The organism is Kitasatospora sp. NPDC059462, assembly GCF_042749955.1.
In the GTDB taxonomy this organism is placed as follows: domain Bacteria; phylum Actinomycetota; class Actinomycetes; order Streptomycetales; family Streptomycetaceae; genus Kitasatospora.
Genome location: NZ_JBHYUU010000098.1, coordinates 1 through 13,578, shown reverse-complemented (window position 1 = coordinate 13,578; position 13,578 = coordinate 1). Strand labels below are relative to the sequence as shown.

General features: G+C 75.1%; 15 protein-coding genes. 6 read left to right on the top strand and 9 right to left on the bottom strand.

Features of this window, described 5'->3' with window-relative positions; genetic code table 11:
• Window positions 1-60: 60 nt before the first annotated feature.
• Window positions 61-615, bottom strand: coding sequence for an O-acetyl-ADP-ribose deacetylase (locus ACFXAM_RS23305; protein ID WP_380294153.1), 555 nt, complete (start codon window positions 613-615; stop codon window positions 61-63).
• A 238-nt stretch (window positions 616-853) separates the two neighbouring features.
• Between ACFXAM_RS23305 and ACFXAM_RS23300 the strand changes: the two genes are divergently transcribed.
• Window positions 854-2,383, top strand: coding sequence for a SpoIIE family protein phosphatase (locus ACFXAM_RS23300; RefSeq protein WP_380294152.1), 1,530 nt, complete (start codon window positions 854-856; stop codon window positions 2,381-2,383).
• A 102-nt stretch (window positions 2,384-2,485) separates the two neighbouring features.
• On the opposite strand, the gene ACFXAM_RS23295 is transcribed toward ACFXAM_RS23300, so the two are convergent.
• The 4 genes from ACFXAM_RS23295 to ACFXAM_RS23280 form a co-directional block, all read right to left on the bottom strand.
• Window positions 2,486-2,839 (bottom strand): DUF2516 family protein, encoded by a 354-nt coding sequence (locus ACFXAM_RS23295; RefSeq protein WP_380229649.1) that lies wholly within the window; start codon window positions 2,837-2,839, stop codon window positions 2,486-2,488.
• 112 nt (window positions 2,840-2,951) lie between these two features.
• A complete protein-coding gene (locus ACFXAM_RS23290) occupies window positions 2,952-3,467 on the bottom strand; it encodes a hypothetical protein (RefSeq protein ID WP_380294151.1) in 516 nt (171 codons plus the stop codon).
• Window positions 3,468-3,487: 20 nt separating this feature from the next.
• The gene (locus ACFXAM_RS23285) at window positions 3,488-3,901 is read right to left on the bottom strand and encodes a helix-turn-helix domain-containing protein (RefSeq protein WP_376097080.1); all 414 of its coding nucleotides are present in this window, start codon (window positions 3,899-3,901) and stop codon (window positions 3,488-3,490) included.
• Window positions 3,902-4,040: 139 nt separating this feature from the next.
• Window positions 4,041-5,234 (bottom strand): MerR family transcriptional regulator, encoded by a 1,194-nt coding sequence (locus ACFXAM_RS23280; RefSeq protein ID WP_380294150.1) that lies wholly within the window; start codon window positions 5,232-5,234, stop codon window positions 4,041-4,043.
• A 172-nt stretch (window positions 5,235-5,406) separates the two neighbouring features.
• Here ACFXAM_RS23280 and ACFXAM_RS23275 point away from each other — a divergent pair, with 172 nt between their 5' ends.
• Window positions 5,407-6,024, top strand: coding sequence for a YceI family protein (locus ACFXAM_RS23275; RefSeq protein ID WP_380294149.1), 618 nt, complete (start codon window positions 5,407-5,409; stop codon window positions 6,022-6,024).
• 229 nt (window positions 6,025-6,253) lie between these two features.
• Here the strand turns inward: ACFXAM_RS23275 and ACFXAM_RS23270 are convergent, their stop codons facing one another.
• On the bottom strand, window positions 6,254-7,219 hold the full coding sequence (locus tag ACFXAM_RS23270) for a LysR family transcriptional regulator (RefSeq protein ID WP_380294148.1): 966 nt from the start codon (window positions 7,217-7,219) through the stop codon (window positions 6,254-6,256).
• Between the two features lie 161 nt (window positions 7,220-7,380).
• Here ACFXAM_RS23270 and ACFXAM_RS23265 point away from each other — a divergent pair, with 161 nt between their 5' ends.
• Entirely contained in the window at window positions 7,381-8,673 is a 1,293-nt protein-coding gene (locus ACFXAM_RS23265; protein WP_380294147.1) for an MFS transporter, read from the top strand.
• A gap of 10 nt (window positions 8,674-8,683) precedes the next feature.
• Window positions 8,684-9,169 carry a macro domain-containing protein gene (locus ACFXAM_RS23260; protein ID WP_380294146.1) on the top strand — a complete coding sequence of 162 codons (486 nt, stop codon included), beginning with the start codon at window positions 8,684-8,686 and terminating at the stop codon, window positions 9,167-9,169.
• Here the strand turns inward: ACFXAM_RS23260 and ACFXAM_RS23255 are convergent.
• On the bottom strand, window positions 9,157-9,696 hold the full coding sequence (locus tag ACFXAM_RS23255; protein WP_380294145.1) for a GNAT family N-acetyltransferase: 540 nt from the start codon (window positions 9,694-9,696) through the stop codon (window positions 9,157-9,159). The genes ACFXAM_RS23260 and ACFXAM_RS23255 overlap by 13 nt on opposite strands.
• A 180-nt stretch (window positions 9,697-9,876) precedes the next feature.
• On the opposite strand from ACFXAM_RS23255, the gene ACFXAM_RS23250 reads away from it, so the two are divergent.
• Window positions 9,877-10,674 (top strand): TetR family transcriptional regulator, encoded by a 798-nt coding sequence (locus tag ACFXAM_RS23250; protein ID WP_380294144.1) that lies wholly within the window; start codon window positions 9,877-9,879, stop codon window positions 10,672-10,674.
• Between the two features lie 42 nt (window positions 10,675-10,716).
• Here the strand turns inward: ACFXAM_RS23250 and ACFXAM_RS23245 are convergent, their stop codons facing one another.
• Window positions 10,717-12,030: a GNAT family N-acetyltransferase gene (locus ACFXAM_RS23245; protein WP_380294143.1), complete on the bottom strand. Its 1,314-nt coding sequence runs from the start codon at window positions 12,028-12,030 to the stop codon at window positions 10,717-10,719.
• 133 nt (window positions 12,031-12,163) lie between these two features.
• Here ACFXAM_RS23245 and ACFXAM_RS23240 point away from each other — a divergent pair, with 133 nt between their 5' ends.
• On the top strand, window positions 12,164-12,886 hold the full coding sequence (locus tag ACFXAM_RS23240; protein ID WP_380294142.1) for a dienelactone hydrolase family protein: 723 nt from the start codon (window positions 12,164-12,166) through the stop codon (window positions 12,884-12,886).
• 44 nt (window positions 12,887-12,930) lie between these two features.
• On the opposite strand, the gene ACFXAM_RS23235 is transcribed toward ACFXAM_RS23240, so the two are convergent.
• A partial coding sequence (locus tag ACFXAM_RS23235) for a C40 family peptidase (RefSeq protein WP_380294141.1) occupies window positions 12,931-13,578 on the bottom strand: 648 nt, incomplete at its 5' end.

Here is a 13,578-nt window from a genome sequence, read left to right as displayed (position 1 = left end):
TTATCGAATATCTCTGGCGTGTTGACGCCTCGTCACGCCACCATGGGACCGGCCGGGTGCTCACTCCCGTCCCGTCAGCCCCAGCTCCCGTCCGACCTCCTCGAACACCCCGTGCATCTCCGGTCCGAACAACACGAACCGCACCTCCTCCGGCCCGCCCCCCGGCTCCGCCGTCACCGCCGCGACGGTGCCGAGCGCGATCCTGGCCGCGTCCGCAGGCGGCCACCCGAAGATCCCGGCCGACACGGCCGGGAAGGCCACCGTGCGCGCGCCCAGCTCCGCCGCCACCCGGAGCGACGCGCGGTAGCAGGAGGCCAGCAACCCCGCCCGCTCCTCGTACTCGTCCGCCAGGTAGACCGGCCCCACGGTGTGCACCACCCAGCGGGCCGGCAGGTCGCCGGCCGTGGTCGCCACCGCCTGCCCGGTGGGCAGCCCCCGCCCGTACCGCGAGGCCCGCAGCGCGCGACACTCGTCCAGGATCCGCGGCCCGCCCCGGCGGTGGATCGCGCCGTCCACCCCACCGCCGCCCAGCAGGGAGGAATTCGCCGCGTTCACGACGACGTCCACCTGCTGTGCCGTGATGTCACCCTCGACCAGAGTGATCCGCGTCGTCATCGCATCATCCCTTCCCTCGCCCGGCCCGGCACCCGCCGGAACCGGCCCCGACTCGTACCCCCGCCGTCCATCCAACACACCGCCACCGGCGTGGCACCAGCCACACCGGTGCCGGTCGGTCAGAGAAATCCCCGGAGATCACGTTATGGTCGCGAGAAGTTCCCCGACGCAGGGTGCCAAGCGGGCACTGCGGACGGACGCCGGCCGTTACGCATGCGGGGAAAGGGAGGATCAGCCGATGCCCGCAACGGGAGACGGGCGGGCACCTGGTGCCGCGGACCCGCCGGACGCCCGGAACGGCGCCCGCCCCGGACCCGCCCTCGAACGGTCCGAGCACGAACGGCCCGCCCCCGACCACTCCCCCGCACCGCCCCGGCAGCCGGCCGGCCCGGCCACGGCGCCCGCGCCGATACCCCACCCCCGGTCGGACGCCGCGCCCGCGCTCCCGGCCGCCCCCGCGCCCGCCGTCCGTGAGCCCGCCGCCGGCGCCCCGCTGAAGCTGCTGGTGATCGAGGACGACGCCACCGACGCCCAGCTGCTCAAGGCCGCGGTGGCCGACAGCGGCGCCCCGATCGAGATCCACTGGACCCGCGGCCTCGCCCAGGCCTTCGCGCTGCTCGCCCCCGCCGCGCCCGGCTCCCGGCGCGGCCGCTCCCGCACCCCCGACCCCCTCCGCGGCGACTTCAGCTGCGTCCTGCTCGACCTCGCCGCGTCCGCCGACCTGCCGCACCCCTCCGACCCCTCGGACGGCCTGGAGGGCCTGCACGAACTGCTCCGCCGGGCCCCGCACACCGCCGTCGTGGTGCTCACCGACGCCGCCGGAGCCGAACTCGGCGCGGCCGCCGTGGCCGCCGGCGCCCAGGACTTCCTGGTCAAGGACGAGACGGACGGCCCGCTGCTGGCCCGCGCCCTGCGCTACGCCGTCGAGCGCAAGCGCGCCGACGAGTCGCAGCGCCGGCTCGTCGAGGCCGAGCTGCGCGGCCAGGAGAACGCCCGGCTGCAGCGCCACCTGCTGCCCACCCCGCTGCTCGACGGCGCCAACCTCTCCTTCACCCGCCGCTACCGCCCCGGCCGCCGCCGCGCCCTGCTCGGCGGCGACTTCTACGACGCCGTGCGCACCGAGGACGGCACCGTCCACGTGGTGATCGGCGACGTCTGCGGCCACGGCCCCGACGAGGCCGCGCTCGGCGTGGCGCTGCGGATAGCGTGGCGGACCCTGGTCTTCGCCGGACTCACCGGCGAGACCCTGCTGACCACGCTGCAACACGTGCTGGAACACGAACGGCGCAGCGACGAGATCTTCGCGACGCTCTGCATGCTGAGCATCGAGCCGGCCGACGCCGAGGCCCCGGAGGCCGCCGAACGGGCCCGGCTCCACCTCGCCGGCCACCCGCCGCCGCTGCTGCTCGGCGAGGACCACACCCCGATCGGCCTGCCCGCCGACCACGCCGGCCCCGCGCTCGGCCTGCTCCCCTGCGACGACGGGCAGGCCGTCTGGCCGGCCCACCGGTTCGAGCTGCGCCCCGGCTGGCGGCTGCTGCTCTACACCGACGGGCTGATCGAGGGCCGGATCGGCGCCGGATCCCGCCGCCTCGGCCAGGACGGCCTGGCCGACCTCATCGGTGACCACCAGTCCGCCGGGCTCACCCGGGGCCGGCTGGTCGACAGCGCGATCGCCGAGGTCGAGGAGCTGAACGGCGGCGCCCTGACGGACGACGTCGCGGTGCTGCTGCTGGAGCGCAACCCGGTGCAGCTGCTGCTGGGCTGAGACGGCCGCACGGGCCCCGGACGCGCCGGGCCCGGAACGCCAACGAGCCCCGGTGTCCGGGCGGGTGGACCCGCCGGACGCCGGGGCTCGCCCGTTCCGCCGTCACCAGGGCCCGTACGGCCCCATGTTGCGCTGGTCGCCCCGGCCGCCGCCCCGGTTGGTGAGCGCCCGGATCGCCGGGCGGACGTCGACCACGTAGACGATCGCGGCGACCAGGCCCGCCAGGGTGAGGAAACTGGTCATGAAGTTCGCGCCGAACAGCAGGTCCAGCCCGAACGCGATGCCGAGGACCGCGAGCCAGAAGCCCTTGGTCTTCTTGTCCGCGGCCCGGTAGGCGTCCTCCGGACGGGTGGCGGCGTCGATCAGCGCGAACAGCTTGTAGCCCAGGATGGCGACGGCCAGCCACCAGAACGGATTCAGGTAGTCCAGGAACAGAATCTGGGCCACTCCGCCCATCACGGCCTCCTCGTCTCGCTGCGGCACCCCGTCCGTCCATCCTGGCACGGCGGGGCGTCCGCCAAGGGGTCAACGACCCGGCGGCGCAGAATGCGCCCGGGCCCCTCGGGCGCTACTCCGCGTTCTTGCGGGCCCGGCCGCGCTTGGGGGCGGCGGGCGCCGGGTCGTCGACCAGCTCGCCCTCGACGAGCTCGGCCCCGTCCGCCTCCGCGTCGATCCGCTCGGCGATCGCCTCCTCGACGGCCCCGTCGCCGCGCCCGCGGTCGACCGCGACCTTGCCGCGCTCGGCCAGCCCGTCGTAGGTCTCCTTGGCCTTCACCGCCAGCTCGACGGCGCGGCCGACCTGCTGGAGCGCGAAGGTCTGCGCCTTCTCCTGCAGGACCTTGAGGTCGGCCGGCAGTGCGCCGACCGTGTCGGTGACCCTGGTCTGCGCCTCGGCGAGCCGGGCCTGGGCCTCGGCCAGCCGGGCAGTCGCCTTCTCCTGGGCGCCCTTGCGGTCGGCCGCGAGGGCCTCGACCCTGCCCGGCACCTCCCGCAGCTTCCGGTAGGCGAGGTCCCCGGCGCCGGCGAGGGCGTACAGCGGGGTGGGGTCGGTCAGGGTCTTCTTGATGTCGTCCGTGATCGGCACGGCCGGTCCTCCCGTGGTGTCTAGGGTGCCTTGCCCTCGTGCTCGTCCGCGCTCCCGCCCGCACCCTCGTCCGCGCCGGACGGTTTCCCGGCGGCGTTCTCCTTGAGGAAGGCGTCGTAGACCGCGAGCAGCGCCTGCTTCTGCTGCTCGTTGATCAGTGGGTCGGCCAGGATCGAGGCCCGCAGTTCCAGGCCCTCACCACGCCGCTCCTCCAGGATCCCGGCCTGGACGTAGAGCGTCTCCGCCGAGATCCGCAGCGCCTTGGCGATCTGCTGCAGGATCTCCGCGCTCGGCTTGCGCAACCCTCGCTCGATCTGGCTGAGGTAGGGGTTGGACACGCCGGCGGCCTCCGCCAGCTGCCGCAGCGAGTACTGCGCGTTGCGCCGCTGTTCGCGGATGTACTCGCCCAGCGAGCCGACGTTCAGGGAGGCCATGCGACCACCCTGCCCCAGGCTGCTTGCTTTTGCAAGCGCGGCGCTAGCACCAGCAAACACCCCCCCGGGCCGGGCCGGACCGGACCGGGCCGGACCGGGCCCGGGCGGGGTCCGCCGGGTCAGACCGGGTCAGACCGGGTCAGGCCGGGAGGCGGACCGGCATCAGGACGGAGAAGGTGCCGGGCCGGCCGGGGGTGCGGATGGCGAGGGGGGCGATCGGGCCGCCGAGTTCGAGGACGAGCGGGCCGTCGGCTCCGGCCGGGAGGGCCTCCAGCAGGAAGTCCCGGTTGACCGCCACCCGGAGGGCGTCCGGCCCCGGAACCCCGGCACCGGCGTCCGCGCCGCCGTCCGCATCGCCGTCCGCGTCGGGGGCGGCGACGGTCAGGCGGCCGGCCTCGTCGACGGCCAGGACGGCGACCTCGCAGTCGGCGCCGTCCGGGCCGGACGGAAGGCTGCGGGTCGGGGCGGAGGCGACCACCGCGCGCAGGTCGGCGGCGGGCAGCCCGACCCGGCGGACGGGATCCAGCCGGACCAGCGCGCGGTAGTCGGGGTAGTCGTGGTCGAGAGCGGCACCCTCGATGCGGTGGCCGTCCACCTCGATCCGCACCGCCCCACCGCCGAGCGCCAGCTCGACCGCGCCGGTGGCGGAGCCGAGCAGGGCGCGGAGGGCGTCGGCCAGGGCGGCCGGCACGATCGCGGCCGCGGACGGGCCGTCCGTGGAGAGGCCGTCCACGGAGACGCCGTCCGCGGGGGCCTCGGCCACCGGGGCGTCGACGGAACTCCCGACGGGGACCTCGGCGAGGGCCAGCCGGTAGCGGTCACTGGCGACCAGCCGCAGCAGGCCGCCGTCCAGGTCGAACAGCACGCCGGCGAGGACCGGCAGCCCGGGGTCGCCGCCGACGGCGAAGCGGACCGCGTCCAGGGCTTCGGCCAGGGCGCGGGCGGGGACGGTGAAGCGGTACTCGGCGGGGGTGGTGGTCATCGGGTTCTCCCTCTGGTCGATCAGCCGACGGATCAGGGAGAGCTCCCGGCGCGCGTCGGCGAGGCCGTCCTCCAGCCGGCGCAGGTGCGCGTCGAGCACCCGGTGGGCCGCGCCGCCGCCGGGGGCCGCGCCGAGCACGGCCCGGATGCCGGCCAGCGGCAGGCCGACCCGGCGCAGCCGCGCGAGCAGCCGGGCGTCGGCGAGCTGGCCGGGCGCGTACCAGCGGTAGCCGGTGCGCGGGTCGACCCGGGCGGGGGTGAGCACGTCGGCGCCGTCGTAGAAACGCAGGGCGCTCACGCTCAGACCGCTGTCGCGGGCCAGCTCTCCGATGCTGCGCAGGTCGCTCTCCATGGCAAGGACTCTGGGGCCTCGACCGGGTCGAGGGTCAAGCCCGGACGGCCGGACCGGTTCCGGCCCCGTCGACGGCCCCCGATTCCAGTGGTTGAACTTTGAACGAAGTCGGGCTACAGTGGAGCCAACAAGTTGAAGCCTAAACAAGTGGCTTCGAACCCGAGGAGGAGCCATGGGCCTTTTCAACCGCAACAAGAACACCACCGCCACCGCGACCCCCACCGCCGTCGCCGTCACCGAGGGCCCGGACCTCGGCCACCTCTCCGGTGACTGGACCATCGACGCCACCCACAGCGAGATCGGCTTCTCCGTCCGCCACGCGATGGTCACCAACGTCAAGGGCCGCTTCACCGAGTACGACGGCAAGCTGCACCTCGACGGCAGCACGCCGACCAACTCCAGCGCCGAGCTGACCATCAAGGTCGGCAGCATCGACACCAACCAGTCCCAGCGCGACGAGCACCTGCGCACCAGCGACTTCTTCGCCGCCGAGACCTTCCCCGAGATGAGCTTCCGCAGCACCTCCGCCGAGCGGCTGCGCGACGACTCCTACCGGATGACCGGCAACCTGACCATCAAGGACGTCACCCGCCCGATCGTCCTGGACCTGGAGTACACGGGTGCCGCCGTCGACGCCTACGGCGTGGACCGGGTCGGCTTCGAGGGCAAGGCCGTCCTGGACCGCACCGACTGGGGCCTGACCTACAACGCGGCGCTGGAGACCGGCGGCGTGCTGATCGGCGAGAAGGTGAAGCTCACCTTCGACATCTCCGCCGTGAAGGCGGCCTGACCCGGCCGAGCTCCGCACCGGGCCCTGCGGGCCCACCCCGACCGCGGACGCGCAGCCCGCTCCCCCAGCACCTGCGCGTCCGCACCCGGCCCCACCCCTGCCGACCCCCGAGCGGCAGGGGTGGAGCCGTCTCCGGCTCGAACAACCGTCCGGCGCCGGGTGATTCCTGATCCCGGACAGGTTCGTACACCGCCGTCGCCGGGGGCTCCGCGCCCGGCCGGCGGAGCGCTCAGGGCGCCAGCAGCGCGGCGTCCGGGGCCGGCAGCCAGCTGCCCGCCGGCCGCCGCAACCAGTCCTCGCGCGCGCCGAGTTCGGCGGCCGCGGCGAGCAGCGCGGCCAGCCCGGGATGCCGCAGGTCCGGGCGGTGCACCAGGCTCACCAGGCTGAGCGGCACCGGACCGGCCAGCGGCACGTTCACCGCGCCCGGCAGCACCGGGCCGCCGACCGTGGTCAGCATCGGGTCCCCGTGCCGGGCGAGGTAGCGGGCCGTCTCCTCCACCCCCACCGGCGGGACGCGCGGCACCGCCGGCGTCAGACCGTGCTCGCGCAGCAGCCGCAGACCGAGGTCGGCCCACTCGGTGGTGGCCGGGTTGCCCGCGCAGACGTCCACCGGATGACCGGCCAGATCGGCCGGCCGCAGGAACGCCCGGCCGGCGAGCGGATGACCGGCCGCCATCATCACCGACATCCGCTCCAACCGGACCGGACGCTGGGCGAGTCGGGCACGCACCCCGGCCGGCAGGCCGGAGAAGCGGCCGAACGAGACGTCCAGCCGGTGGGCGAGCAGTTCGTCGGCGGCGGCCGCCAGACCGCCGAGGAAGCGGGCCAGCAGTTCGCCCTCCGGCCAGGCGTCGCGGGCCCGTTGGAGCAGCCGGTCACCGGTGAGGTCAGGCCCGGTGACATCGCTGTTGAGGTCGAGCAGCAGCGGACGGTGCGCGGCGCCGGCCACAATCTCGTCGTGCAGCGCCAGCAGCCGGCGCGCCCTGGGCAGCAGCCCGTGCCCGGCCGCGGTGAGTTCGACGCTGCGGGTGGTGCGGGTGAACAGCGCGTCGCCGAGCAGCCGCTCCAGCGTCCGGACGTCCCGGCTGAGCGCCTGCTGGGCCACGTGCAGGCGTTCGGCGGCCCGCCCGAAGTGCAGCGTCTCGGCGGTCGCGACGAAACCGCGGAGCAGGCGGGGGTGCAGGTCACGGGGCATGGCGGCAGGCTAGCAACGCGCCCGGGCCGGGCGGTCCCGCTTCCTCCCGGCCACATCGACATCGTTCTGTTGTCAATGCGGCAGAACAGGTGTTGGACCGCGCACGGCCGGCGGCCCGAGGCTGGGGACCTTCCACCCGCCCCCTCGTCCGCCGGAGTCCCGTGCCCGCCCTCGCCCCGTACCGACGCCTGTTCGCCCGCCCCGGCACCGCCGCCTTCACCCTGGCCGGGCTGCTCGGCCGGCTCTCGCTGTCGATGACCGGCGTCTCCCTGGTGGTGCTGCTCGCCGAACGGCGCGGCTCGTACGCGCTGGCGGGCACCGTCGGGGCGGCCGGGCTGATCACCGGGGCGGTCGGCATGCCGATGATCGGCCGGCTGGTCGACCGGTTCGGGCAGTCGAAGGTCACCGTCCCGGCGGCGCTCTACAACGTGGTGCCGCTCTGCGCGCTGCTGCTCTGCGTCCGCACCGGGGCGCCCGACTGGACGCTCTACGCCTGCTGGGCGGCCGGGGCGGCGGCGCCGAACCTCGGCGGCATGGCCCGGGCCCGCTGGGCCCACCTGCTGCGGGACGAGCCGGACGCGCTGCACCTCGCCAACTCCTTCGAACAGGTGCTGGACGAACTCTGCTTCATGGCCGGGCCGGTGCTCGGCATGGTGCTGTGCACCACGCTCGCGCCGGAGGCCGGACTGCTCGCCGCCGGCGGGCTCGGCGCGACCGGCGCGCTGCTCTTCGCGGCCCAGCGCCGCACCGAGCCGCCGCTCGCCGCCCGCCCGGCCGGCGGACGGCACGGCTCGCCGCTGCGGGTCCCGGTCCTGCGGGTGCTGACCCTGACCTTCCTCAGCACCGGCATGGTCTTCGGCGCGCTGGACCTGACCACCGTCGCCTACGCGGACGCGCTGGGGCACCGGCCGGTCGCGGGCGGCCTGCTGGCCCTGGTGGCGGCCGGGTCCTGCGTAGCCGGGCTGGTCTTCGGCACGCTGCGGCCGGGCGGACCGGCGGGCACCCGCTTCCTGCGGGGCGTCGCGGCGATGGCGGGGCTGCTGCTCCTGCCGCTGGCCGCCGGGCTGGGCGGCGCGGGGCTCGCGCTGCTCGGGGTCGCGCTGTTCACGGCCGGGGCGGGGACCGCGCCGACCATGGTCACCGGCATGACGCTGCTCCAGGAGATGCTGCCGCGGCGGCAGTTGAACGAGGGCATGGCCGTCGCGGTGTCCGGCATCCTGGTCGGCATCTCGGGCGGCTCGGCGCTGGCCGGCGCCCTCGCCGAGCACGCCGGGCCCGGCACCGGCTACTGGATCCCGGCCGGGGCCGCGGCGCTCGCCCTGCTGATCGCCCTCGCGGGCCGCCGCCACCTGGTCGCCCCGGCGGACGGCGCCGCCCCTGCCGACGGCGCTGCCCCGGTCGACGGCGCCGCCCCGGCCGGGAAGCCCGAACGCCTTGTCAGTGGGGCGCGCTAGCGTTCGGGGCATGACGGAGACGAGCACCATCACGTATGTCCGGGGCGATGCCACGGCGCCCGGGGGCAAGGGCGTGAAGGTGATCGCGCACGTCTGCAACGACCTCGGGGGGTGGGGGAAGGGGTTCGTCCTCGCGCTCTCGAACCGCTGGAGCGAGCCGGAGGCGGCGTACCGGCGGTGGCACCGGGAGCGGGCGTCGAACGACTTCGGGCTCGGCGCCGTGCAGTTGGTACGGGTCGGGGAGTCCCTCTGGGTGGCCAACCTGATCGGCCAGCGGGGCATCCGCACGGGCCGCTCCTCCGGGCCGCCGGTGCGCTACGAGGCGATCGACACCGCGCTGGCGACGCTGGGCGGGCAGGCGCTCGGCCTGGGCGCCTCCGTGCACATGCCGCGGATCGGGTGCGGGCTCGCGGGCGGGCGCTGGGAGTCGGTGGAGCCGCTGGTGAGGGCCCGGCTGGCCGACCGGGGGGTTCCGGTGACGGTCTACGACCAGTGACGCGCCAGGTCGGAGGCCGGCCAGGTGTACTCGTACTCCGGCAGCAGGTGGCCGCCGGGGAACTCGCCCTCGCCCACGCGGGTGCGGTGGGCGCCCTCGCGCTCGTAGAAGGCGACCGCCCGGGTGTTGGCCTGGAGCACCTCCAGGTAGAGGTCGGTCCCGGGGTGACGGCGGGCCGTGTGGGTCCGGGCGGCGTCCAGGAGCTCGCGGCCGATGCCGCCGCCGGTCAGCCCGGGGCGGACGTGCAGGTTGTCGAGCAGGATCCGGCCGTCCCAGTGCGGCACCAGGTAGGCGAACCCGACGACCGCACCGTCCCGTTCGGCGATCAGCAGCTCGGGGGTCGTCTCCGGGCCGCCGTAGTCGGCGGCCAGCCGCAGCTCCCAGATCTCGCGCCGCTCGGCGGCCAGCCCGTCGCCGAGGGCCTCGTCGGGGACGATGCCGGCGTACGCGGTGCGCCAGCTGTCGGCGTGCAGTTCGGCGACGGCGCCGGCGTCCCGGGCGGAGCCCTGCCGGATCACGGTGATCATGCGTCCAGCATCCCACCCGACCTTGAACACGTTCAAGTGATGACCTAGGGTCGGCCCATGACTTTGAACACGTTCGAAACCATCGCGGGAACGGCGGCGGCACCGGATGCGGAGGGGGCATCCGGTGCCGCACGCGCCGACACCGGCTGGGACTGACCCGGTCGGGCTAGGCTCGGGGCCGTGGACGACCTGGCAGCGACGAACGGCACGAGCACGGCGAAGGGCAGCACCGGCGCGGGCGGAGGGGCCGGGGGCTCCGCCGAGGCCCGCGGCAGCCGCGCGCAGCCCAAGACCGACAAGAGCGAGCAGACCCGGGCGCTGATCCTGGAGACCGCGATGCGGCTGTTCCAGGAACGCGGCTACGAGAAGACCACCATGCGCGCCATCGCCACCGAGGCGGGCGTCTCGGTCGGCAACGCCTACTACTACTTCTCGGCCAAGGAATTCCTGATCCAGGGGTTCTACGACCGGATGACCTACGACCACGCGGCGGACGCCAGGCGTCGCATGGCGGACACCCGGGACTTCTCCGAGCGCCTGGAGATCGCCCTTGCCTCCTGGCTCGACACGGCCGCCCCGTACCACGAGTTCTCGGCGCAGTTCTTCCGCACGGCCGCCGACCCGAACAGCTCGCTCAGCCCGTTCTCCAACGAGTCCCACCCGGCCCGGGCGACGGCCGTCGAGCTGTTCCGCGAGGTGCTGCAGGGCTCCGAACTGGCACCGAAGCTGGACGCCGAGCTGGTCGAGCTGCTGCCCGACGTGCTCTGGCTGTACCTCATGATCGTGGTGCTCTACTGGGTGTTCGACCGCACCGAGGACACCGAGCGGACCCGGGAGTTCGTGCGGCGGTCCACGCCCATGGCGGCCCGGGTGATCAACCTCTCCCGCTACCGGGTGTTCCGGCCGATCGTCCGCGACGCCAAGGGCCTCATCCAGGACTTCATCCTGCCCACCATCGGGAAGAACGCCGTGAAGTAGTGGACCCCACCCCCGGCCGCGGGGGCCGGGGGTGAGCGCCCGTCAGAAGCCGTCGATGTTCCAGGACAGCAGCGGCGTGCGCAGTTGGAGGTCCGCGGCGGCCACCGCGCCCGGGCGCAGTTCGGTGACCCGGCCGGCCACCGCGAGCCGCGGCAGCGTCTCGCCGGCCAGGTAGAGCGCGCCGAGCGCCGAGGCGTCCAGCGCGAGATCGGCCTCGTCGGTGGTCCGCACGCAGCGGCCGGTGCCGTCGGCGGCGGTCTCCAGCGCCCAGCGGCCGGCGGCGTAGCCGTCCCGGTCCTCGACCTCCAGCACCACACGGCCGGGCGCGCCGTAGGTCCGGGCGTTGAAGGCGGCCTCGACGTCCAGCACCCGCAGCCACATGAAGTCGGCGTTCTCGACGTGCGGGGTGGCGGCGCGCGGCTCCTTCAGCAGCATCGGCAGCGGGTCGTCCGGGCCGACGTTCTCCACCGCGACCTTGCGCACCCAGTCGACCGAGAAGAGGTAGCGCCACAGCTCGGTGGCGGTCGCCCGGTCGAGCGCGAAGAAGTCGAGGACGGTGAGGGTGCAGTTCGGGTAGGAGCCGTCCCAGGTGTCGTCGATCTTGTAGACGGCCTGGCCGGTGGGGGTGCCCCCGGCGTCCCGGTGGACGACGGCGAAGGGCTCCTTCCAGTCGAAGCCGGGGACCTCGATCTCGCCGGTGTGGCGCGCCCAGGTCAGCTCGTCGCGGTCGATCGCGCCGGGCTGGGTCACCCGCCAGCGGTCGAACAGCTCGGGACCGGTCTTACGCAACTCCGCCATGCTCACCAGGTCGATCCGCCCGCCGGGCACGGTGGGCAGGCCGTCCCGCAGGCCGCCGGCGCGGAGCAGGTCGATGTTCCAGCCGTGACCGCGGGTGGCGGGCCCGAAGCCGTAGCGGCCGTAGATGTTGTACTCGGCGGCGACCAGGATGGCGACGGCGGCGCCGCGGTCCCGGGCGGCCGCGAGGTCCCCGGTCATCATCCGGCGCAGCAGGCCGCGCCGCCGGTGGGTGGCGGTCACGGTGACCGCGGTGATCGCGTCGGCCTTGACCACCGCGCCGCCGGGGACGGTCAGTTCGGCGTCGAAGCTGCGGAAGGTGGCGACGATCCGGTCGCCGTCGAACGCCCCGATCATCCGGCCCGGCTCCCACTGGCGGCGGCGGAACTCCGTCGCCCGGCCGACGTGCGAGCGCAGGAAGCCGACGGCGAGCGCGCGGTCCCACTCCTCGACCTCGTCCTCGCCGATCGCCCGGATCGCGATCCCCTCGACGCCGTCGCCCTGGTCCTTCACTCGGCCGCTGCCCGGATCACCGGGACCGCCGTTCGTCTCGTTGCCCATTCGCTCACCGTACGGCGGGATTTCGGCGACGGCACCCGATTTATTCCGGGGCGGCGGGCGGCCCCGCGGCCGCGTTGTCCGCCCACGGCGAAGACCGTTCCGGGCCGGCCCGCGCCGCACTAGCGTCCGGTCCATGACGACGGTCACCACACGCACGATCGCCTATCCGGCCGACGGACTGACGATGCTGGGGCACCTCGCACTGCCCGCCGGCACCGGCCGCCGGCCCGCCGTCCTGCTCGGTCCCGAGGGGCCGGGCCTCAACGACGTCCAGCGCCGACGGGCCGACGCCCTCGCCGAACTGGGGTACGTGGTCTTCGCCTTCGACCTGCACGGCGGGCGCTGGATCAGCGACCCGCAGGAGATGCTGGCGCGGGTGATGCCCATGCTCGCCGACCCCGACCGGCTGCGGGACCTCGGCCGCGCGGCCCTCGACGTGCTGCGCGACGAACCGCGGACCGATCCCGGCCGGATCGCCGCCATCGGCTACGGCACCGGCGGCGCGATCGCGCTGGAACTCGGACGCGCCGGCGAGGACCTGCGGGCGATCGGGACGGTCAACGGCCTGGTCACGGGCCGGCCGGGCGAGACGGAACGCATCCGCTGCCCGGTGTGGGCCGGGGTCGGGTCGGAGGACCCGATCATGGCGCCCGCCCAACGCGAGGCGTTCGCCGCCGAGATGCAGGCCGCGGACGTCGACTGGCGCCTGGTGGTCTACGGCGGGGCCGAGCACGCCTTCCACCACCCGCCGGTCGGCCACGCCGTGCGGCCCGGCGTCGCCCACCACCCCCGGCAGGCGGAACGCGCCTGGCGCGACGTCCTCGGCCTGCTCGCCGAGTGCCTGCCGGTGACCTGACGCGGCGAGCGCGCGCCCGGCCCGGGTCAGGGGGCCGGGCCGGGTCAGGGGCGGGCGTAGAAGTCCGGGGTGCCCATGATCCAGAGGCTGGCCTGCTTGACCGGCATGCCGGCCCGGGGGGCCTCGATCATCTGGTCGTCGCCGATGTAGAGGCCGACGTGGTGGATGTCGGCGGCGCGGCCGGTGGTGCTCCAGAAGACCAGGTCGCCGGGGCGGAGCTGGCGGTAGGTGACCGGGGTGGACTGGGCGTACTGGTCGGCGGCGAAGTGGTTGAGGCGCTTGCCGCCCTGACGCCACGCCATCATGGTCAGCCCGGAGCAGTCGTAGCCGCCCGGGCCCTCGCCGCCCCAGACGTAGGGCAGGCCGATCGTGGCGCGGGCGAAGGCGATGGCCGCCGCCGCGCCGTCGGCCGACCAGGGGCGCGGCGGCGGGGGTGCGGCGGTGGAGGCGGCGGGCGGGGTGTTCTTCGCGGCTTCGGCGGCCCGGGCGGCTTCGGCGGCCGCCTTCTCGGCCGCCGCCTTCTCCGCCATCGCCTTCTCGGCGGCCCTGGCCTCGGCCTCCCGGGCGGCCTGTTCCGCCGCGGCCTGCTCGGCGGCCGCCCGCTCCGCCGCCTCGCGCTCGGCCGCCGCCTTCTCGGCCGCCGCGCGGGCGGCGGCCTCGGCCTCCCGGGCGGCGATCGCCTCCAGTGCCTG